The sequence below is a fragment of the Paenarthrobacter nicotinovorans genome, from assembly GCF_021919345.1.
GTDB lineage: Bacteria > Actinomycetota > Actinomycetes > Actinomycetales > Micrococcaceae > Arthrobacter > Arthrobacter nicotinovorans.
Genome location: NZ_CP089293.1, coordinates 3,905,775 through 3,927,034, shown reverse-complemented (window position 1 = coordinate 3,927,034; position 21,260 = coordinate 3,905,775). Strand labels below are relative to the sequence as shown.

The window sequence follows — 21,260 nt, the reverse complement described above, 5'->3', positions numbered from 1 at the left end:
CAAACACCCTCATCATCTGCCACTTCGGCGCGTGCTGAGCCCCACCTTCTTCCTGGGCCTCGCGCTGCTGGTGATGTTCGCCGTGTACGTGCTCCTGGGCAGCTACACCGTGACCATCCCCGACTTCTTCACCATCGTCATCAACCATCTGACCGGCGGCGAAAAGATCCCGGGCGCCAGCTTCATCGTGATGGAACACAAACTGCCCCGCGCTGTGGTGGGAACGATGATCGGCCTCGCTTTCGGGCTCGCCGGCGCGCTGTTCCAGACCATGCTGCGCAACCCGCTGGCCAGCCCGGACATCATCGGCATCAGCTACGGTGCCAGCGCCGCGGCAGTGACCGCCATCGTGATCTTCGGCGCATCCGGGGCTGTCGTTTCCGGGGCGGCCCTCGGCGGCGCACTGGGTGTCGCGGCCATCATCTACGCGATCTCCCGCGGCACCGGCTCCGGCGCGGGCGGGGGCAGCCGGGGCAACGCTGCAGGCAACCGCCTCATCCTGGCCGGCGTGGGCATCGCCGCAGCACTCCACGCGGTGGTCAACTTCCTCATGACCCGTGCGGATATCCGGACTGCCGCCGACGCCCTCATCTGGCTCAACGGCTCGCTGAACTCAGCCACCTGGGACCGGGCCGGTGTTCTGGGGGTCTCCTTGCTTGTCTTGCTGCCGGCCGTCGTGGTCCTCGCCGGACCGTTGCGCATCCTTGAACTGGGCGACGACGCTGCCGCCGGCCTCGGAATCAGGGTCAACGCCGCGCGGCTGGGACTCGTGCTGACCGCCGTCGGACTTGCCGCCGTCGCCACTGCCGCCGCCGGACCGGTAGCTTTCGTCGCGTTCCTCGCCGGGCCGATCGCCCGCCGCATCGTGCGCAAACCCAGCCTTCCGGCGTCGGCCCTCACTGGCGCGCTGATCGTGCTGGTTGCCGACTTCTTCGCCTCCAACATTGCTCCGGTCGTCCTGGACGGAACCGTCCTCCCGGTCGGCGTCATCACCGGTGCGCTCGGTGCACCCTTCCTGCTGTGGCTTCTGGTCACGTCCAACCGAAAGGAAGCCTGACATGGCCATCCTTAATGCCAAGGACCTCACGCTCCAGTACGAGCAGCGCAAGGTGGTGGAGGGGCTCTCCACCGAGATTCCCGAGGGCAAAGTGACCATGATCGTCGGCGCCAACGCCTGCGGCAAATCCACGCTCCTGCGCGGCTTGTCGCGGTTGCTGAAGCCGGCCAGCGGTGCCGTGACGCTGGACGGAAAGGACATCCATACCCGTCCTGCCCGCGAACTGGCCCGCACGCTGGGCCTCCTGCCGCAGCACCCGGCCGCGCCGGACGGGATCACCGTGCGCGACCTCGTGGGCCGCGGCCGCTACCCGCACCAAGGTTTCTTCCGCAGCTGGAGCGCCGCCGACGACGCCGCGGTGCAGCGCGCGCTCGAAGCCACCGATACCCTTGGGCTCGCTGAGCGGAGCATCGACGAACTGTCCGGCGGCCAGCGCCAGCGGGTCTGGATTGCCATGGCTTTGGCGCAGGAAACCGACGTCCTGCTGCTGGACGAGCCCACCACCTACCTGGACCTCGCGCATCAGGTGGAAGTCCTCGACCTCATCACGGACCTCAACCGCCGCCGCGCGACCACTGTGGCGATCGTGCTCCACGACTTGAACCTGGCAGCGCGCTACGCAGATCACGTCATCGCCATGAAGGGCGGGTGCATCGTGGCTGAAGGGCCCTCCATCGACGTGGTCACGGAAGAACTCGTCTTCAACGTTTTCGGCCTGGAGTCCCGGGTGGTTCCGGACCCCATCTCAGGCACACCACTGATCGTTCCCATTGGACGGCACCACGCAAGCCCCGCTGTAAGCAACGAATTGGAGATCGCCTCATGAGTGCACAACCGACACAGGCCAAAGCAAGCGCCGCCGTGGAGCCCATGACCCTCGCCTTCGACGTCACCGTGACGGCAGTGCAGGAACTGAGCCCCAATTTCCGCCGGATCACGTTCGGCGGTTACTCGCTGCGCGACTTCGGCGTCGCGGGCGACACCCTGGACTTGCGCGTGAAGCTGATGATTCCGTCCTTTGACGCAGACGGCAACGTCATTCCGTTGCCCCCCTTCAAAATGGAAGAGGCCGGCTGGTACCAGGAATGGCTGGCGATGGACCCGTCCGTCCGTGGGGACATGCGGACTTACACCGTCCGCTCCGAACGGCTCGACGCCGTGTACCCCGAAATCGACATCGACTTCGTCATGCACTTCGACGACGCCGGGCACGGCGGACCTGCGGCCAACTGGGCGCTTGCTGCGAAACCGGGCGACGCACTGACCATCATCGGTCCCAACAACAGGGCTGCACAGTGCGCCACCGCCGGCGCCTACGGTGGCATTGAATGGCGGCCGGGGCTGGCGCAGCGCGTACTCCTGGCCGGCGACGAAACCGCAGTGCCCGCCATCAGCGCCATCCTGGAAAGCCTGCCCGCCGACATGACCGGACATGCCTTCCTCGAGGTGCCCGAAGCCGGCGATTTCCAGGACATCAGCACCGCCGCCGACATCGAAATCACCTGGCTTGCCCGCGGCGCAGCCATCGGACGCTCCCGTCCCCACGGCGAACTCCTCAAGGAAGCCGTGGCCAAGGCAGTTCCCGTCCCGGGGTGGGTGGGCATCAAGGGTTCCGGAACCGCAGCAGGTCCTGAGCCCGAAGACGTCAACGTAGACCAGGACATTCTTTGGGAAACCCCGCAGCGCATGGACGCGGCAGCCATCGAAGCCACCAAGAACCCGACACTGCCCGCAGGTGCCCTGCCGTTCTACGCCTGGATTGCCGGCGAAGCGTTCGTGATCAAGGAAATGCGGCGCTACCTGGTGCGGGACGTTGGCATTGACCGCAAGCAGGTTGCGTTCATGGGCTACTGGCGTCGCGGCAAGGCGGAGGGCTAAGCCTTTTACGTGGGCGGCCGATTGGCGGCCATCCTCGGCGTGCTGCTCCTTCGTCGCTTTGACGCACGCTGCCGGATGCCCGACAACCGGCCCTGCAGTGCCGGACGCTTGCTCACTTCCCGCGTGCTTGGGCCGGACGCTTGCTCACATCCCGCGTGCTTGAGCCGGACGCTTGCTCACATCCCGCGTGCTTGAGCCGGACGCTTGCTCACATCCCGCGTGCTTGGGTCCGACGCTTGCTCACATCCCGCGTGCTTGGGTCGGACGCTTGTTCACTTGGGGTTGGCTCGGGCTTAACCGGGGGCGGGTAGCTTCGGTGGGGTGCGGGACGACTTCGGTGACGGGAACAGCGCTCGACGGCGGTATGTCGCCATCGGGGATTCCTTCACCGAGGGTGTTGGGGACCCGAGCAAGGTCCTGCCGAACGGGGTGCGCGGCTGGGCCGACCGGGTGGCCGAAAGGCTGGCGAAGGCGCAACCGGGGTGGGAGTACGCCAATCTGGCAGTTCGCAGCAAGAGGCTCCGGCACATCATCGATGAACAGCTCGAACCCGCGCTCGCCATGGAGCCCACGCTCATCACGCTGTACGCCGGCGGCAATGACATCCTGGACTTCGGCACGGACATGGACGCCCTTCTTGCCGACTACGAACTCCTGGTCGCGCGGCTGAGTGGAACCGGGGCCACGGTGGTGCTCTTCACGGGGTTCGACGTCAAGGTTTCCGCGGTCCTGGAGCCGTTCAAGAAACGCAATACCCTGTACAACCACAGAGTCCGGGAGATAGCGGCCAAGTACGGCGCCGTTCTGGTGGATTATTGGTGCTTCGATGCTTACAAGGACCCGCGGATGTGGTCCCCGGACCGGCTTCACATGTCCAAGGCCGGCCACAAGTACTTGGCCGGACAGGTCCTGGACCATCTCAATGTCCCGCACAAGATCCCGGCCAAGGAATGGGAACCGCCTACCCGTTTGACCTTGCGTGAATGGGAGCGCCGCCAACGCCGCTGGGTCAACGACTGGGTGGTGCCGTTGTTCGGGCGCAAACTGCGCGGTGTCACCCTGGGCGATTCGCTGCAACCCCGCTGGCCGCATCCGGTCAAAGTCCCCCGCAAGGGTGGTTTGAAGAAGCTCATGGAAAACCGGGAGGCAGCACAATGACCATGCCGCGGAGATTCGTCGCGTTGGGAGACTCCTTCACTGAGGGCGTGGGAGACGTTGACCGCAGGCTACCCAACAACTGCCGTGGCTGGGCTGACCGTGTGGCCGAGGATTTCGCCCGGCACGATGACCGCACGCTCTACGCCAACCTGGCCGTTCGGGGCCGCCGCCTCCAAAGGATCGTCGACGAGCAGCTCGAACCCGCACTGGCCCTGAATCCCACACTCATCAGCTTTTACGCCGGCGGCAACGACCTCCTCATGGCCCGGCTCAACCTGGGCCGGCTCATGAGGGATTACGAAAATGCCGTGATGCGCCTCAAAGCCAGCGGTGCTACCATCGTGCTCTTCACCGGCTACAACGTCCCGCTGTCCCCCTTGCTGGAGCCCTTGAAGGTCCGTACTGCCATTTACAACCGCCACATCCGGCGGATTGCCGCGAAGTACCAGACGCTCCTGGTGGATTATTGGTGCTTCGAAAGGTTCCAGGACCCCCGCATGTGGGCTCCCGACCGGCTGCACATGTCCACGCCGGGCCACAGGTACATGGCCAGGAAAGTCCTGGAGGTCCTGGGAGCGCCCCATTCGCTCTCTGAGCCGGTTATGGCGCCGTGGCGTTCGAAGTCCCTCACCGAAAACATCGCCGACGACGTCGCCTGGCTGAGGCGCGACGTCGGGCCTTGGTTTTCACGCCGGGTCCGCGGCGTTTCGAGCGGTGACCACCTGGGTGCCCGCTGGCCGGAACTCATGCCGGTGGTGCTGCCCGAACGGCTCGGAACCAGCGCGGCGAAAACCTTGAAAACTCAGCTGTCCAGCAGGTTTTCGTAGCCTTCGGCCACGCTGGTGGCGGTGAATTCGATGATTTCGAAGTCGGCCACCCCGTTGCTGTAGAACGGATCCTCGGCCAGCGAGGCATCCAACGTTGCCCTGTCCACTTTGGACAGCAGCACGCCTCCCGTGGCCGGGACGCGACGTCCGGACGCAAGGAAGATCCCGCCGTCGAACGCGTCCTTGAGCCAGGCCATATGGCCCGGGCGGTGAAAGTCGACGATTTCGTCCGGAACTTTGTAGGTCAAAGAGACTACGAACATGCAGCCAGCCTATCGCCAGGGCAGCAGGCCTGGACCCGGGAAGCCGACGGATTCTCATAAGATGGACCCATGAATCAACCCCGGTGGCTGAACGCCGACGAACGCCGTGCCTGGCTTGCCCTGCTGAGCATCAATACTTTGCTCCCCTCGGCGTTGGACACCCAGCTTCAGGCGGCCGGGAAACTGTCCCTGTTCGATTACAACGTGCTCGCCATGCTCTCCGAAACGGAGGGCCGGTACCTGCCTATGAGCGAGCTCGCTGCCCGGACAAGCGCCTCCCTGTCACGGCTTTCGCACGTGGTCACCAAACTGCAGAAACGCGGCTGGGTGGAACGGCAGGCCCACCCCGGTGACGCCCGCGTCACGGTGGCGCACCTGACCGACGCCGGCATGTCCACCATTGTTTCCCTGGCGCCTGCCCATGTGGAATCAGTGCGGACGTTGATGCTCGACTCGCTCAGCCCCGACGACGTCGCCGACCTCGCACGGATCGGCGAGAAAATCGTTGCCCGGTTGGACAACAACCACTGGATTCTCCGCGATTCCTAGTGCTTTCTCCGGCGCAGAACAGCGGCTTTGTGGCTGTGAGCGCTGAAGTGGCAGACTGGCGGCATGGATTTTTCTGCCCGATATGTTGCCCTGGGGGATTCGTTCACTGAGGGCGTCGGCGACGACGATCCCAGCCGCCCCAACGGGGTGCGCGGCTGGGCTGACATCGTGGCAGGGCAATTGGCCCAAAGCAACCCCGGTTTCGGCTACGCCAACCTGGCCATCCGTGGCCGGAAACTCCGCCAGATCATGGCCGAGCAGGTGGATGCCGCCGCCGCAATGAAACCCACCCTGGTGACCCTTTACGCCGGGGCGAACGACATCCTGCGGCCCAAGATCGACATCGACTCGCTGTTGGAGGAGTACGACGCCGGCATCGCCAAGTTGAGTGCGACCGGTGCCACGGTCCTCCTCTTCACGGGCTTCGACGCGAAGGGCTCGAAAGTGTTCAGCGCGATGCGTGGCCGCACTGCGATCTACAACGAACTCGTGCGGGAGATCGCCGAGGACCACGGCGCCTTGCTGGTGGATTACTGGCGCTTCGACGAATACGACGACTGGCGGCTGTGGGGCGAGGACCGGATGCACATGTCCACAGCCGGCCACATCAACATGGCCAAGCGCGTCCTGGACGTCCTGGAACACGAGCATGTGATCGACGTTCCCGAGCTCGCGCCCGCGCGGCTTTTGGGGAGGGTGGAGGCCCTGAAGGCAAACGCGCGCTGGTTCCGGGAGTCGGCAGCGCCGTGGGTGTCCCGTCGTCTCCGGGGCGTGTCTTCCGGCGATGGCCTCAGTCCCAAGTACGCAGAACTGATCAGGCCGGTTTCTTGATCAGGCCGGTTTCCTGAACCCGGGGGTAGCCAGCAGCGTCCCGTCGCGACGTACCGCGAGGACTTCCACCTTCCATTTTTCAACAGCCTGATCGAGGGTCCTTGTCCCGCCGGCGACGATGGCGGTTGCAAGGACGTCGGCGGTAACGATGTCGGCGGCGGCCACGGAAACCTGGTCGAACTCCGTTGCCGCACCTCCAATGGCCCAAATGTGCTGGCCGCGTTCAGCCGTGCCCGACGTCGCGAGTGCCCGCAGGGCCGACATCGGATACGCGCCCAGCAAGGCTTGCCGATCCTGCGGGTCAACGATGCCGGCGAGCCACGGCTCCTCCGTCCCCGGTTCGGGGGACCCGCTCACCAGGACATCGCCGCCGGCGTTCAAGCACCAGTCCCGCAAACCCAGGGCTTCGAGGGACAACGCCGCCTCACGCACCGCGTGTGCTTTCACGATCCCGGAAAGATCCAACGTGCCATCCGGCCGCTCAGCCGTGAAAGCCCCGCCGGTTGCCAACCGCCATTCGGACGCTTCTGCGTACAGGGCCTGCATGGACTCGGAGGCGTAGGCCAGGGTCAGCTCACCGCGGGCCAGCCTGCTCGCTTCGGAGCCGTTCCGGTACAGGCTGAAGCTAAGGTCCAGTTCAGAGAATTTATCCTCGACGACGGCGGCTGCTGACTCGAGCTCGTCAACGGCTGTTTGGGCGTAGTGTCCGCTCGCCACCGTCAGGCTCACTACGGTGCCCATGGTGCGGAATGTCCGGGCCCGCAGCTGCGTGGTGCTAGAAGTGTGCGGCATCGAGGGCTGCCTGGAGTGAGGTGAGGTAGGCGTCGCTGGTGACCGTTGCGCCGCCGACGGTTTGCACGTCCGCGGATTGCGCCTGGAGGACTTCTGACCGCAACACGGGTGCTGCCCGGCTGCTTATCTGGGCCGACTTGCGTTCGGCGTCAGTGAGCTGGAGGGCCGTGACTTCGGTGATCTTGCCGCCCTGGATGGTCACCCGGACCTGGACTGTACCGAAGCGGGTCTGGACGGCCGTGCCGTCGTAAGTTGCCGCCGTCGTTGTTGTCTTGGTTCCGCTGCTGGTGGCGCTGCTGCTTCCGCTGGTGCCCGTGGTGGTGCCGCCGGCGGCACTGGCGCTGCTGCCCAGGCTTGTGGTGGTTGCCGTGCCGGTGTCGGCGATGTGCGCGCCCGACTGCCAGCCCGCCAACAGGATGCCCGCCGACGCCAGCGCGGTTGCCATGGCTGCTCGAATTCTCACCAGTCAAACCTTTCGTAGTGGACTTGTTCCGAGGGGACACCCGCTGCGCGGACTTCCCTGATCACGGAGGCGGCCCAGGGGGTGGGGCCGCAAACGTAAACGTCGGCGTCTGCGATGCCGGGTGCGTAGGAGGCGCTGGTGAACCCGGCAGTCGTCGCGGATTCGGGGAGCCAGGAGCGGACGCCGGCCGAGCGGGGCCCCGTGAGGTGGAAGAGGGTGGCGCCTCGTGCCTGGCACAACGCCATGATTTCCTTGCCGAGGAAAAGCTCCGACTCATCGTGTCCCCGCAGCAGGACCGTGGCCTGTCCGGGTTCGAAAGGGGTGGATTCCAGGAGCGACCGCAACGGCGTGATGCCGATCCCCGCGCCGATCATCACCACGTTGTTCCGGGTGCGTGCCGCCGTGCTGAACATGCCGTAGGGGCCCTCAAGGGCGACCTTGGTGCCGGGCTTGATCCGGGCAAGCCGGGCAGAGCCTTCACCCAGGTTTCGCACTGTGATGCGCAAGCTCCCTGGTTTGCTTCCGACGCCGGACACGGGTTCCGCCGACAAGCTGAACGGGTGCGGCTGCCACCAGTGTCCCGGAGCGAGGAACCGCCAGAAGAAGAAACGGCCCCCGGCGCCGGCCAGGCGTTCCAGCTGAAGGCCCGTCATTTCGATGCTGAAAACGTCCGGCGCGACCCGGACCACGCGGCTGACGGTGAGCTGGTGCCGGAATGTCGCTGCCAACGGCAGGTACACCCTGTAGAGGAGAAGTGCGGCGCCGGTCGCAATGCAAATAGCCAGCCAGTACCAGCGTTGCCACGTCCCTTCGGCGAACAACCCGCCCACACTGAACTGGTGCGGGATGGCGGTGCCAACGGCCACATAGGTCAGCAGGTGGATCGCGTACCAGAATTCGTACGGGAACTTCCGGCGGACGGCCACCAGCGACGTCACCACCACGGCAACGAACAGTGCCATGGAGACGAACGCGAGCCACATGTCCGGGACGTTGACCCAGAGCGAGACCGACTCACTGACCGGATCCAGGCCCTCCGCCGCTCCGTAGCCGATCGCGAGCAGGAGACCATGCGCCAGCAGCAGGTAAAGAGCCGGTTTGCCCAGCTTCTTGTGCACCTCCAAGGCGCGGTCATGGCCGATTGTGTTGTCCACGAACGGGATCCTGGCCGCGAGCAACAGCATCAACAACACCAGGTCCATGCCGATCAAGCCGGCTACGATCCCCAGCGATGTCATGGTGGCCGCGAACGACGAGAACCCGTTGGCGCCGCCGTCAGCAAGCCGCAGCGTCACCGCCGCAACCGGCGACAACCACCCGACGAAAGCCAGGACATCGGACCGGGCCAGCCGCCGTCGTGCTTGCGGGCGGAAGCGCTCGACGGCGGCAGGTGCTGTCCGCGGGCCGGGCGACGACGGGTTGTCCACCGGAGAATCAGGGGCCAGTAACGAGGTCATATCCCAAGACTCGCCCGGCTTCCTTTCATTCTGCTGTGAAAGAGCTTTTGAGGGCGTATGATGCCGGATTGGTCTTAATTTGGCCTGGCCCGTAGAATAGTTAGGCGCTAGGTAGTGCGGATCGTGTGCAATTGCTCCGGTTGGTGGTGAAGTCAGTCTGACTGACATCCCGTTGGCCGGTAGTTAGGGGCTCAAGTTGCGTGCATTCCTGTATTCGCCCGGTATCCCAGGACCTGAATCATTGCGGTCCTGAGGCCAGCCTTCTTCGCCGCACTTGCTGCGGAAACTACCGAAATGGTGTGGACCCGGATGCGAACACTGCCTGTCGCACGGCAACGCAGGAACATCTGCACGCCGTTACATTCAATCTTTGGAGGAGAGTCATGGCAGCACACTGCCAAGTGACCGGAGCCGAGCCGGGCTTTGGACACAGCATTTCGCACTCGCACCGTCGCAACAAGCGACGGTTCGACCCGAACATTCAGAAGAAGCGCTACTGGGTTCCGTCCCTGCGCCGTAATGTCACGCTGACCCTGTCAGCCCGTGGCATCAAGACCATCGACGTACGCGGCATCGACTCAGTCGTCGCCGACATCCTGGCACGAGGAGTAAAGCTCTAATGGCAAAGGACAAGGACGTACGTCCGATCATCAAGCTGAAGTCCACTGCGGGCACCGGTTACACCTACGTAACCCGCAAGAACCGTCGTAACGACCCGGACCGCCTGGTCCTGAAGAAGTACGACCCCAAGATCCGCCAGCACGTCGAATTCCGAGAGGAGCGCTAAACACATGGCAAAGAAGTCCAAGATTGCTCGCAACGAGCAGCGCAAGGTCATTGTTGAGCGTTACGCTGCCAAGCGTCTCGAACTGAAGAAGACCCTGGTTGACCCCAACGCGACTGACGAAGCACGCGAAGCTGCACGCCTCGGCCTGCAGAAGCTGCCCCGCAACGCCTCCCCGATCCGTCTGCGTAACCGCGACCAGATCGACGGCCGTCCCCGCGGCACGCTCCAGAAGTTCGGTATCTCCCGTGTTCGCTTCCGCGACATGGCTCACCGCGGTGAGCTCCCGGGCATCACCAAGTCTTCCTGGTAATCACGAAGCTCTGAAAGGGCCGGCGACCGTTATGGTTGCCGGCCCTTTTTGTGTTTAAGCGCGGGTTGTTCAGTTTCTCAGGCCGGTGGGCTTGTCGCGGAGAGGCGGCTGTCGGGGAGGCGGCGGTCTCGGAAGGGTGGCTGTCGGGGAGGGGTGGCCGGCGGGGAGGGGGCGGTCATCCTCTGCGCGCTCGGTCGTTCCTCCCTTGGACGCGCGCTGCCGGATAACCGCCCCCTCTTTCCGACGCTCGCTCACATCCCTAGGGCTTGAATCGGACGCTTGCTCACGTTCCACGGGTTTGGTTGTGACGCTTGCTCACGTTCCACGGGTTTGGTTGTGACGCTTGCTCACATCCCTAGGGTTTCAGGCCGACGCTCGCTCACGTTCCAGGGGTTTGGTTGTGACGCTTGCTCACGTTCCACGGGTTTGGTTGTGACGCTTGCTCACTTCCCCAAGGGTTTGGGCCGGTCGCTTGGTCGCGTTCCGCTGGGATGGGGTTCGACGGCGGTTGTTGGGTTGGGTGTGTGGGTGTCGGGGGGGTGTGGGTGGTTGTGATGGGGTTCACGGTGGTTGTTTTGGTGGGTTTGGGGGTGGTTTGTTGGGTTGGTGGGGTTGTTTGGGTTGTGTTTGCGGGGTTTTTGGGTGGTGTGGTGGTGGATTTGTGTGGGGGCTTGTGGGCGTGTAATGTCTTCTGAGTCGCCGCGAGTGAGACAGCCTGGAGCTGAGAACTGCGGGGGCCGACCCCCTTGATAACAGCCTGAGAAATGGTTCGCTTTTGAGCGTGCTGTGTGGGTGGGGCCGGATGCTTGATCGGAGAATCGCGGGAACGTTGATTTGCCAAGATCGGGTGGTTCGGGTAACTTTGGAAAGTTGCTCCGGAGCGATCCTGGACCCTGTGGGGTGTGGGTGGTGCCGGTTGTGTCTGTTGTTTGAGAACTCAATAGTGTGCCAAGTTTGTTGATACCGATTGTTTTATTGATTGGTTGAAATTTTGCCAGGTTGCTGCGCACCCCCGTGTGTGGTGGTCTGGTTTTCAGCTGGTTTCGAATTTTGTGCAGCCGTGTTTGCCGTTATTTCCGGTGGGTGTGGTTGTGTCTGTTTGATTTTGTTTTACTTCAACGGAGAGTTTGATCCTGGCTCAGGATGAACGCTGGCGGCGTGCTTAACACATGCAAGTCGAACGATGATCCCAGCTTGCTGGGGGATTAGTGGCGAACGGGTGAGTAACACGTGAGTAACCTGCCCTTGACTCTGGGATAAGCCTGGGAAACTGGGTCTAATACCGGATATGACTCCTCATCGCATGGTGGGGGGTGGAAAGCTTTTGTGGTTTTGGATGGACTCGCGGCCTATCAGCTTGTTGGTGGGGTAATGGCCTACCAAGGCGACGACGGGTAGCCGGCCTGAGAGGGTGACCGGCCACACTGGGACTGAGACACGGCCCAGACTCCTACGGGAGGCAGCAGTGGGGAATATTGCACAATGGGCGCAAGCCTGATGCAGCGACGCCGCGTGAGGGATGACGGCCTTCGGGTTGTAAACCTCTTTCAGTAGGGAAGAAGCGTAAGTGACGGTACCTGCAGAAGAAGCGCCGGCTAACTACGTGCCAGCAGCCGCGGTAATACGTAGGGCGCAAGCGTTATCCGGAATTATTGGGCGTAAAGAGCTCGTAGGCGGTTTGTCGCGTCTGCTGTGAAAGACCGGGGCTCAACTCCGGTTCTGCAGTGGGTACGGGCAGACTAGAGTGCAGTAGGGGAGACTGGAATTCCTGGTGTAGCGGTGAAATGCGCAGATATCAGGAGGAACACCGATGGCGAAGGCAGGTCTCTGGGCTGTAACTGACGCTGAGGAGCGAAAGCATGGGGAGCGAACAGGATTAGATACCCTGGTAGTCCATGCCGTAAACGTTGGGCACTAGGTGTGGGGGACATTCCACGTTTTCCGCGCCGTAGCTAACGCATTAAGTGCCCCGCCTGGGGAGTACGGCCGCAAGGCTAAAACTCAAAGGAATTGACGGGGGCCCGCACAAGCGGCGGAGCATGCGGATTAATTCGATGCAACGCGAAGAACCTTACCAAGGCTTGACATGAACCGGAAAGACCTGGAAACAGGTGCCCCGCTTGCGGTCGGTTTACAGGTGGTGCATGGTTGTCGTCAGCTCGTGTCGTGAGATGTTGGGTTAAGTCCCGCAACGAGCGCAACCCTCGTTCTATGTTGCCAGCGGTTCGGCCGGGGACTCATAGGAGACTGCCGGGGTCAACTCGGAGGAAGGTGGGGACGACGTCAAATCATCATGCCCCTTATGTCTTGGGCTTCACGCATGCTACAATGGCCGGTACAAAGGGTTGCGATACTGTGAGGTGGAGCTAATCCCAAAAAGCCGGTCTCAGTTCGGATTGGGGTCTGCAACTCGACCCCATGAAGTCGGAGTCGCTAGTAATCGCAGATCAGCAACGCTGCGGTGAATACGTTCCCGGGCCTTGTACACACCGCCCGTCAAGTCACGAAAGTTGGTAACACCCGAAGCCGGTGGCCTAACCCTTGTGGGGGGAGCCGTCGAAGGTGGGACCGGCGATTGGGACTAAGTCGTAACAAGGTAGCCGTACCGGAAGGTGCGGCTGGATCACCTCCTTTCTAAGGAGCTGCTTGCAATGATTGGTGCCCTGCATGGGGTGTCTGGTTGTTGTCAGTGTTGCCCATTGCGCAGGCGTTTGTTCTGCGGTGGGTGCTCATGGGTGGAATATCAACGAATCATTTTTTTGGCATGGCTTTCGTGGTTGTGTCCTGGTGCTAGTACGGCGGTTCGTGCTCCTGCTTTGTGTGGGGGTGTGGGTTGTTGGGAACGTGTCCGGGGTGCGGCTGGTGGGGGTTGTGTTTGGCGCACTGTTGGGTCCTGAGGCAACAGGACCTTTTTGCAGCAATGCAGGGGGGCACTTCTGGTGTTTCTTTTGTTCCTGCAGCCGGTTCCTCCGGTCTTTGTGTTGCGGCCTGCGTGTGTGGGTTGTGGCGGGTTGGGGGGTTGGTTGATGGGGTTGTTGTTTGAGAACTACATAGTGGACGCGAGCATCTGGGACATACACGCTTTGGTGTGTGTGTTCCATACAGCAATTTCTTATGAATGAACCTTGGGCCGTAGTGGCTCGTGGTTCTCTCGAGTAAGTTTTTGATCATGTTTGTGTGGTCAAGTTTTTAAGGGCACACGGTGGATGCCTTGGCATTAGGAGCCGAAGAAGGACGTAGGAATCTGCGATAAGCCTGGGGGAGTTGATAACCGAGCGTTGATCCCAGGATGTCCGAATGGGGAAACCCCGCACAACGCTGTCATGGTGATTGTGTGACCCGCATCTGAACACATAGGGTGCGTGGGGGGAACGCGGGGAAGTGAAACATCTCAGTACCCGCAGGAAGAGAAAACAAGAGTGATTCCGTTAGTAGTGGCGAGCGAACGCGGATCAGGCTAAACCGTTTCCATGTGTGATAGCCGGCGGGCGTTGCATGGGCGGGGTTGTGGGACTTTCCGTTCTGGTTCTGCCGGGCCAGTGAGGTGAGAGTGCGTGCATAGGTGAACGGTCTTGAAAGGCCGGCCAGAGAGGGTGTGAGCCCCGTAACCGTAATGTTGTGTGCCGCCTGGAGAGTATCCCAAGTAGCACGGGGCCCGAGAAATCCCGTGCGAATCTGTCAGGACCACCTGATAAGCCTAAATACTTCCTAATGACCGATAGCGGACCAGTACCGTGAGGGAAAGGTGAAAAGTACCCCGGGAGGGGAGTGAAACAGTACCTGAAACCGTGTGCTTACAATCCGTCGGAGCAGTCTTGTTACTGTGACGGCGTGCCTTTTGAAGAATGAGCCTGCGAGTTAGTGTTACGTCGCGAGGTTAACCCGTGTGGGGTAGCCGTAGCGAAAGCGAGTCTGAATAGGGCGAGTGTAGTGGCGTGATCTAGACCCGAAGCGGAGTGATCTACCCATGGCCAGGTTGAAGCGACGGTAAGACGTCGTGGAGGACCGAACCCACTTCAGTTGAAAATGGAGGGGATGAGCTGTGGGTAGGGGTGAAAGGCCAATCAAACTCCGTGATAGCTGGTTCTCCCCGAAATGCATTTAGGTGCAGCGTTGCGTGTTTCTTGCCGGAGGTAGAGCTACTGGATGGCCGATGGGCCCTACAAGGTTACTGACGTCAGCCAAACTCCGAATGCCGGTAAGTCAGAGCGCAGCAGTGAGACTGTGGGGGATAAGCTTCATAGTCGAGAGGGAAACAGCCCAGACCACCAACTAAGGCCCCTAAGCGTGTGCTAAGTGGGAAAGGATGTGGAGTTGCGAAGACAACCAGGAGGTTGGCTTAGAAGCAGCCATCCTTGAAAGAGTGCGTAATAGCTCACTGGTCAAGTGATTCCGCGCCGACAATGTAGCGGGGCTCAAGTACACCGCCGAAGTTGTGGATTTCACACAGTACCCTAGCCTTCGTGGTTCAGGGGTGTGGAGTGGTAGGGGAGCGTCGTGTGGGCAGTGAAGTCGCGGTGGAAACCAGCGGTGGAGCCTACACGAGTGAGAATGCAGGCATGAGTAGCGAAAGACGGGTGAGAAACCCGTCCGCCGAATGATCAAGGGTTCCAGGGTCAAGCTAATCTGCCCTGGGTAAGTCGGGACCTAAGGCGAGGCCGACAGGCGTAGTCGATGGACAACGGGTTGATATTCCCGTACCGGCGAAAAACCGCCCATGCCAAGCGGGGGATACTAACCGCCCGGAGCCTGCCCGCTCACCCTTGTGGTGTTGTGGGTTTTGGCCGAGCGCGGGACCTGATCCCGGGAGGTAAGCGTATTAACAGGTGTGACGCAGGAAGGTAGCCGGGCCGGGCGATGGTTGCCCCGGTCTAAGGATGTAGGGTCAGGGATAGGCAAATCCGTTCCTGTGTGCTTCGAGCACGTTCCTGAGATCTGATGGGACTCCCGTAAGGGGGGATCCGGTGATCCTATGCTGCCAAGAAAAGCATCGACGCGAGGTTTTAGCCGCCCGTACCCCAAACCGACACAGGTGATCAGGTAGAGAATACCAAGGCGATCGAGAGAATTATGGTTAAGGAACTCGGCAAAATGCCCCCGTAACTTCGGGAGAAGGGGGGCCTGCCCCGTGATGGAGACTTGCTCTCCGTGAGCGGGTGTGGGCCGCAGAGACCAGGGGGAAGCGACTGTTTACTAAAAACACAGGTCCGTGCGAAGTCGCAAGACGATGTATACGGACTGACTCCTGCCCGGTGCTGGAAGGTTAAGAGGACCGGTTAGCCACTTGTGGCGAAGCTGAGAATTTAAGCCCCAGTAAACGGCGGTGGTAACTATAACCATCCTAAGGTAGCGAAATTCCTTGTCGGGTAAGTTCCGACCTGCACGAATGGAGTAACGACTTCCCCGCTGTCTCAACCATAAACTCGGCGAAATTGCAGTACGAGTAAAGATGCTCGTTACGCGCAGCAGGACGGAAAGACCCCGAGACCTTTACTATAGTTTGGTATTGGTGTTCGGAGTGGCTTGTGTAGGATAGGTGGGAGACGTTGAAACCCGGACGCCAGTTCGGGTGGAGTCATCGTTGAAATACCACTCTGGTCACTTTGGACATCTAACTTCGGCCCGTGATCCGGGTCAGGGACAGTGCCTGATGGGTAGTTTAACTGGGGCGGTTGCCTCCTAAAAAGTAACGGAGGCGCCCAAAGGTTCCCTCAGCCTGGTTGGCAATCAGGTGTCGAGTGTAAGTGCACAAGGGAGCTTGACTGTGAGAGAGACATCTCGAGCAGGGACGAAAGTCGGGACTAGTGATCCGGCGGTACATTGTGGAATGGCCGTCGCTCAACGGATAAAAGGTACCTCGGGGATAACAGGCTGATCTTGCCCAAGAGTCCATATCGACGGCATGGTTTGGCACCTCGATGTCGGCTCGTCGCATCCTGGGGCTGGAGTAGGTCCCAAGGGTTGGGCTGTTCGCCCATTAAAGCGGTACGCGAGCTGGGTTTAGAACGTCGTGAGACAGTTCGGTCCCTATCCGCTGCGCGCGCAGGAAATTTGAGAAGGGCTGTCCTTAGTACGAGAGGACCGGGACGGACGAACCTCTGGTGTGTCAGTTGTACTGCCAAGTGCATCGCTGATTAGCTACGTTCGGATGGGATAACCGCTGAAAGCATCTAAGCGGGAAGCTCGCTTCAAGATGAGATTTCCATACACATTATGTGTGAGAGGCCCCCAGCCAGACCACTGGGTTGATAGGCCGGATGTGGAAGCGAGGACTAAAGACTCGTGAAGCTGACCGGTACTAATAGGCCAACAACTTACACCACACACAAAACACTGCACGCGTCCACTATGTGGTTCCCGAACAACAACCGTTCCAGGAACCAACAACAACAACAACTACATAACACCACAGTTGTAACCACAAAGCTTCCCACCCACCCCCACACCAACGCGGGGTTGGGACGGGTAACAGAGTTACGGCGGTCATAGCGTGGGGGAAACGCCCGGTCCCATTCCGAACCCGGAAGCTAAGACCCACAGCGCCGATGGTACTGCACCCGGGAGGGTGTGGGAGAGTAGGACACCGCCGGACAACCATTAACGAAGAGCCCCAACCACGGTTGGGGCTCTTCCATTTAAGCAAGCCAGCCACGTAACGCTAACGCGCGGCTCTATGGCAGCACGATTCATCGGTCCAGCTGAAGCCGCGACCAAGCCCAGAGGGTAAGCGCGCCGAAGGTGAGCGGTATCCCAAGTGTGAGAGCTAGGGCTGCCGGCGGTACGGTATCGGGCGCTATCGCCCAGAGTGCGGGGGCTGCGATAGGAAACCAGGGGCCTGCGCCCACGAGGACCGCCACCTGCGTGCCTGCCATGACACCCACGGTTAGGCCAATTCCGCTGAGCACACCACGTCCCAAAGTCGCCGACCAGGCTGCGGGCGTAGCGACCAAGGCGGAAAGGACGATGAGAGGGTGAATTCGACCCAGCCCTGCTAGTTCAGTGGAGTTGGGCCATCCGAAGCCCAGGATCAGTCCAAGTGCCACTAACGTGGCGGTCAGAAGGACAGCGACGGCGAACGACCAGCCAGCGAAGACGATGAGCTTGGCTAGTGCGACCGTAGGTCGGCGCACGGGCAAGGCAAAGAGGCCGGAGATCGTACCGTCGGTGAATTCCCGACCATACATCCAGGCCAAGACAATGCCGAAGGCCAGTACGCTGCCTGCGGCGGTGATTTGCTGTGCCGAGGCAAGGTACCCGGTCCAGCCACCCTGGGAGGCGAGCGGTCCGAGCTTGGCGAGTGCAGCCTGGTTGCCGGACCGCGCAGCCAGTGCGAATCCGGAAGCAAGTGCGTTGACACCGAGGATCAGGATGGATCCGGCCCCGAGGACCGTACGGGACAGTCGCATCTTGCGGGCTTCGACGACGACTGCGGCCGTAAGTCCTTCGAATGGTTTGCTCATGTCGGTACCTCCGGTGTTTCCAGCTCTTGGCCGGTGTCGTCGCTGTGGACAAGGGCAAAGAATTCACGTTCTATATCCGTGCCCTTCGGATCGATGGTTCCAATAACGCGGCCGGCGTTGATTACCGTCACCCTGCTTGCCACTCGCGCTACCTCATCCAGGTGGTGACTGGAGACAAGTACACCGGCCCCATGCGCTGCGCGCCGCAAGAGACTCTCGCGCAGAAGGATGACTCCGGCGGGATCCAAGGCGTTTGTGGGCTCGTCGAGCACTATCAACTCTGGATGGTGCTGGAGCGCGGACGCGAGTCCCAATCGTTGGCGGTTACCGAGCGAAAGCGACCGAGCCGCAATGGGCGCGTATCGGCGCAGAGCCAGCTCGTCGAGCACGGCCTCTACGGCGGCGCTGATGTCCCCGTATGGAACACCGTGGAGGAGAGCGCCAATCTCAAGATTGGCCTGGCCGGTCAACTCACCGTAAGCGAGTGGGCATTCGATAAGGTGCCCTACCCGACGCCATATGTCTGGCCCGGCTGCGTTCAACCCTTGCCCGAAAATAGTCACGTCGCCTGAGTCGGGTCTGATCTGCCCCAGCAGCAGTCTCATGAGTGTTGATTTTCCTGCACCGTTCAATCCGACCAAGGCATGAATCTCGCCTGCAGAGACGCTGAGGTCAATGCCATGCACACCCTCGCCGGATCCGTAGGACCGCGAAACGGAGCGGGCTGCTAAGAGAGTCTCAGCCATGGGATGCCTCCAGAACGTCCAGGGCGCTCTCGATGGTGCCACTCAGGGTTGCCTCCTCCTGCAGCGACCACTCGATCAGGGCCACGGACATTGCGGCGATGACGGCTGCGGCCGCCACGCGCGACTCGAGGGGATCGGCGCCGTCCGCGATCAGGGCATCGGCTATGACTGTTTCCGTCCGGGCGTTGTTTCTGGCCACGGCGGCACGTAGCCCGGGTGTGGCGGCCACTATGCGGATGCGTCTCCTTGTGAAGTCGCTCGCGGGTTCGGGAAGATCTCGCCAGACTGCGCGGATTCCATTGATAATGCGACGGAGACTGCGTGCCGCCGGCTGTTCCAGAACAGCAGCTGCGAGAAGCGGATCGTAGGGATCATCGAGAAGCAGCTGATCCTTGGTGCTGAAATGCCGGAAAAATGTCATCTCGGTGACCCCGGCCGCGGCAGCGATCTCAGCCGCAGTGGTCTGGTCGTAGCCGTTGCGTTCGAAAAGTTCCAGGCCAGCATCAATAAGGCGCGCCCGTGTGCGCGACGCCCGTGCACTTGGTTGGCTTTGTAGGTCCATAGCAAAATGTTAGTGACTAACAATTGAATCGCGCAAGAGCCTGTTTCACACCGCACCCCCGCCTCGCGCACTGACTGCCTCCATGGCCCTGATGGGGGCTGCCTCAGCAATGAAGCCTCGCTTGGCCCCGCTCCACGCGGAGTCCTTGTAGGTGGTGTTCGACGGGGGTTTGGTGGGGTTTTGGGGGTTGGTGTGGGGGTGTTGGGTGGTGGATTTGCGTTGGGGTTGTGGGGCGTGTATTGTTTTCTGAGTCGCCGGGTGCGAAACGGAAAGCCGGAAGGTGTGTACGGTTCGGTAGGCGGCCAAAAATAACTCTTCTTTTCCAATGGCCCTGTTGTGGTGCGCTGCTTTGTGTGGTGTTCCGGTGGGGTGATGTTTTGGGGGGTCTGTTGTTTGAGAACTCAATAGTGTGCCAAGTTTGTTGATACCGATTGTTTTATTGATTGGTTGAAATTTTGCCAGGTTGCTGCGCACCCCCGTGTGTGGTGGTCTGGTTTTCAGCTGGTTTCGAATTTTGTGCAGCCGTGTTTGCCGTTATTTCCGGTGGGTGTGGTTGTGTCTGTTTGATTTTGTTTTACTTCAACGGAGAGTTTGATCCTGGCTCAGGATGAACGCTGGCGGCGTGCTTAACACATGCAAGTCGAACGATGATCCCAGCTTGCTGGGGGATTAGTGGCGAACGGGTGAGTAACACGTGAGTAACCTGCCCTTGACTCTGGGATAAGCCTGGGAAACTGGGTCTAATACCGGATATGACTCCTCATCGCATGGTGGGGGGTGGAAAGCTTTTGTGGTTTTGGATGGACTCGCGGCCTATCAGCTTGTTGGTGGGGTAATGGCCTACCAAGGCGACGACGGGTAGCCGGCCTGAGAGGGTGACCGGCCACACTGGGACTGAGACACGGCCCAGACTCCTACGGGAGGCAGCAGTGGGGAATATTGCACAATGGGCGCAAGCCTGATGCAGCGACGCCGCGTGAGGGATGACGGCCTTCGGGTTGTAAACCTCTTTCAGTAGGGAAGAAGCGTAAGTGACGGTACCTGCAGAAGAAGCGCCGGCTAACTACGTGCCAGCAGCCGCGGTAATACGTAGGGCGCAAGCGTTATCCGGAATTATTGGGCGTAAAGAGCTCGTAGGCGGTTTGTCGCGTCTGCTGTGAAAGACCGGGGCTCAACTCCGGTTCTGCAGTGGGTACGGGCAGACTAGAGTGCAGTAGGGGAGACTGGAATTCCTGGTGTAGCGGTGAAATGCGCAGATATCAGGAGGAACACCGATGGCGAAGGCAGGTCTCTGGGCTGTAACTGACGCTGAGGAGCGAAAGCATGGGGAGCGAACAGGATTAGATACCCTGGTAGTCCATGCCGTAAACGTTGGGCACTAGGTGTGGGGGACATTCCACGTTTTCCGCGCCGTAGCTAACGCATTAAGTGCCCCGCCTGGGGAGTACGGCCGCAAGGCTAAAACTCAAAGGAATTGACGGGGGCCCGCACAAGCGGCGGAGCATGCGGATTAATTCGATGCAACGCGAAGAACCTTACCAAGGCTTGACATGAACCGGAAAGACCTGGAAACAGGTGCCCCGCTTGCGGTCGGTTTACAGGTGGTGCATGGTTGTCGTCAGCTCGTGTCGTGAGATGTTGGGTTAAGTCCCGCAACGAGCGCAACCCTCGTTCTATGTTGCCAGCGGTTCGGCCGGGGACTCATAGGAGACTGCCGGGGTCAACTCGGAGGAAGGTGGGGACGACGTCAAATCATCATGCCCCTTATGTCTTGGGCTTCACGCATGCTACAATGGCCGGTACAAAGGGTTGCGATACTGTGAGGTGGAGCTAATCCCAAAAAGCCGGTCTCAGTTCGGATTGGGGTCTGCAACTCGACCCCATGAAGTCGGAGTCGCTAGTAATCGCAGATCAGCAACGCTGCGGTGAATACGTTCCCGGGCCTTGTACACACCGCCCGTCAAGTCACGAAAGTTGGTAACACCCGAAGCCGGTGGCCTAACCCTTGTGGGGGGAGCCGTCGAAGGTGGGACCGGCGATTGGGACTAAGTCGTAACAAGGTAGCCGTACCGGAAGGTGCGGCTGGATCACCTCCTTTCTAAGGAGCTGCTTGCAATGAT

General features: G+C 61.0%; 17 protein-coding genes and 4 rRNA genes. 14 read left to right on the top strand and 7 right to left on the bottom strand.

Annotated elements, in window-relative coordinates; genetic code table 11:
- Positions 1–73: 73 nt before the first annotated feature.
- The 5 genes from JMY29_RS18215 to JMY29_RS18195 all read left to right on the top strand — a co-directional run bounded on the left by JMY29_RS18215 (position 74) and on the right by JMY29_RS18195 (position 4,920).
- The gene (locus tag JMY29_RS18215) at positions 74–1,057 is read left to right on the top strand and encodes a FecCD family ABC transporter permease (protein WP_229778703.1); all 984 of its coding nucleotides are present in this window, start codon (positions 74–76) and stop codon (positions 1,055–1,057) included.
- Between the two features lies 1 nt (position 1,058).
- On the top strand, positions 1,059–1,883 hold the full coding sequence (locus tag JMY29_RS18210) for an ABC transporter ATP-binding protein (protein WP_189076738.1): 825 nt from the start codon (positions 1,059–1,061) through the stop codon (positions 1,881–1,883).
- A complete protein-coding gene (locus JMY29_RS18205; RefSeq protein ID WP_018779928.1) occupies positions 1,880–2,935 on the top strand; it encodes a siderophore-interacting protein in 1,056 nt (351 codons plus the stop codon). Before JMY29_RS18210 ends, JMY29_RS18205 begins: the two co-directional genes overlap by 4 nt.
- A 321-nt stretch (positions 2,936–3,256) precedes the next feature.
- Positions 3,257–4,093, top strand: a complete 837-nt coding sequence (locus tag JMY29_RS18200) for an SGNH/GDSL hydrolase family protein (protein ID WP_055975292.1) — start codon at positions 3,257–3,259, stop codon at positions 4,091–4,093.
- A complete protein-coding gene (locus JMY29_RS18195; RefSeq protein WP_189076737.1) occupies positions 4,090–4,920 on the top strand; it encodes an SGNH/GDSL hydrolase family protein in 831 nt (276 codons plus the stop codon). The genes JMY29_RS18200 and JMY29_RS18195 overlap by 4 nt, the downstream gene beginning before the upstream one ends.
- Here the strand turns inward: JMY29_RS18195 and JMY29_RS18190 are convergent.
- Positions 4,896–5,183 (bottom strand): YciI family protein, encoded by a 288-nt coding sequence (locus JMY29_RS18190; RefSeq protein ID WP_018779925.1) that lies wholly within the window; start codon positions 5,181–5,183, stop codon positions 4,896–4,898. The two genes, JMY29_RS18195 and JMY29_RS18190, sit on opposite strands and share 25 nt — an antisense overlap.
- Positions 5,184–5,252: 69 nt before the next feature.
- On the opposite strand from JMY29_RS18190, the gene JMY29_RS18185 reads away from it, so the two are divergent.
- Both JMY29_RS18185 and JMY29_RS18180 read left to right on the top strand, forming a co-directional pair.
- Positions 5,253–5,732, top strand: coding sequence for a MarR family winged helix-turn-helix transcriptional regulator (locus tag JMY29_RS18185; protein ID WP_018779924.1), 480 nt, complete (start codon positions 5,253–5,255; stop codon positions 5,730–5,732).
- Between the two features lie 63 nt (positions 5,733–5,795).
- On the top strand, positions 5,796–6,563 hold the full coding sequence (locus JMY29_RS18180) for an SGNH/GDSL hydrolase family protein (protein ID WP_189076736.1): 768 nt from the start codon (positions 5,796–5,798) through the stop codon (positions 6,561–6,563).
- Here JMY29_RS18180 and JMY29_RS18175 read toward each other — a convergent pair whose 3' ends face one another.
- From JMY29_RS18175 to JMY29_RS18165, 3 genes are read right to left on the bottom strand one after another with little or no spacing between them, the layout of a single operon-like run.
- Positions 6,564–7,355: an FAD:protein FMN transferase gene (locus tag JMY29_RS18175; RefSeq protein ID WP_189076735.1), complete on the bottom strand. Its 792-nt coding sequence runs from the start codon at positions 7,353–7,355 to the stop codon at positions 6,564–6,566.
- On the bottom strand, positions 7,339–7,818 hold the full coding sequence (locus tag JMY29_RS18170; RefSeq protein WP_055975281.1) for an FMN-binding protein: 480 nt from the start codon (positions 7,816–7,818) through the stop codon (positions 7,339–7,341). The genes JMY29_RS18175 and JMY29_RS18170 overlap by 17 nt, the downstream gene beginning before the upstream one ends.
- The gene (locus tag JMY29_RS18165; RefSeq protein WP_189076734.1) at positions 7,815–9,275 is read right to left on the bottom strand and encodes a ferredoxin reductase family protein; all 1,461 of its coding nucleotides are present in this window, start codon (positions 9,273–9,275) and stop codon (positions 7,815–7,817) included. Before JMY29_RS18165 ends, JMY29_RS18170 begins: the two co-directional genes overlap by 4 nt.
- A 383-nt stretch (positions 9,276–9,658) precedes the next feature.
- Between JMY29_RS18165 and rpmB the strand changes: the two genes are divergently transcribed.
- The 6 genes from rpmB (at position 9,659) to rrf (ending at position 16,964) form a co-directional block, all read left to right on the top strand.
- Entirely contained in the window at positions 9,659–9,895 is a 237-nt protein-coding gene (rpmB, locus tag JMY29_RS18160) for a 50S ribosomal protein L28 (protein ID WP_011776361.1), read from the top strand.
- Positions 9,895–10,062 carry a 50S ribosomal protein L33 gene (rpmG, locus tag JMY29_RS18155; RefSeq protein ID WP_003798558.1) on the top strand — a complete coding sequence of 56 codons (168 nt, stop codon included), beginning with the start codon at positions 9,895–9,897 and terminating at the stop codon, positions 10,060–10,062. The genes rpmB and rpmG overlap by 1 nt, the downstream gene beginning before the upstream one ends.
- Before the next feature lie 4 nt (positions 10,063–10,066).
- The gene (gene rpsN / locus JMY29_RS18150; protein ID WP_011776360.1) at positions 10,067–10,372 is read left to right on the top strand and encodes a 30S ribosomal protein S14; all 306 of its coding nucleotides are present in this window, start codon (positions 10,067–10,069) and stop codon (positions 10,370–10,372) included.
- Between the two features lie 1,115 nt (positions 10,373–11,487).
- Positions 11,488–13,006, top strand: a 16S ribosomal RNA gene (locus JMY29_RS18145).
- 545 nt (positions 13,007–13,551) lie between these two features.
- Positions 13,552–16,695: ribosomal RNA gene (locus JMY29_RS18140) — 23S ribosomal RNA — on the top strand.
- A gap of 152 nt (positions 16,696–16,847) precedes the next feature.
- A 5S ribosomal RNA gene (gene rrf, locus JMY29_RS18135) occupies positions 16,848–16,964 on the top strand.
- Together the 16S, 23S and 5S rRNA genes form the textbook arrangement of a ribosomal RNA operon.
- Positions 16,965–17,058: 94 nt before the next feature.
- On the opposite strand, the gene JMY29_RS18130 is transcribed toward rrf, so the two are convergent.
- The 3 genes from JMY29_RS18130 to JMY29_RS18120 are packed head-to-tail and all read right to left on the bottom strand — an operon-like array spanning position 17,059 to position 19,140.
- Positions 17,059–17,832, bottom strand: coding sequence for an ABC transporter permease (locus JMY29_RS18130; protein ID WP_064723917.1), 774 nt, complete (start codon positions 17,830–17,832; stop codon positions 17,059–17,061).
- Entirely contained in the window at positions 17,829–18,578 is a 750-nt protein-coding gene (locus tag JMY29_RS18125; protein WP_189076930.1) for an ABC transporter ATP-binding protein, read from the bottom strand. Before JMY29_RS18125 ends, JMY29_RS18130 begins: the two co-directional genes overlap by 4 nt.
- Positions 18,571–19,140, bottom strand: coding sequence for a TetR/AcrR family transcriptional regulator (locus JMY29_RS18120; protein ID WP_064723915.1), 570 nt, complete (start codon positions 19,138–19,140; stop codon positions 18,571–18,573). Before JMY29_RS18120 ends, JMY29_RS18125 begins: the two co-directional genes overlap by 8 nt.
- 579 nt (positions 19,141–19,719) lie before the next feature.
- Between JMY29_RS18120 and JMY29_RS18115 the strand changes: the two genes are divergently transcribed.
- Positions 19,720–21,238, top strand: a 16S ribosomal RNA gene (locus tag JMY29_RS18115).
- Positions 21,239–21,260: the final 22 nt, after the last annotated feature.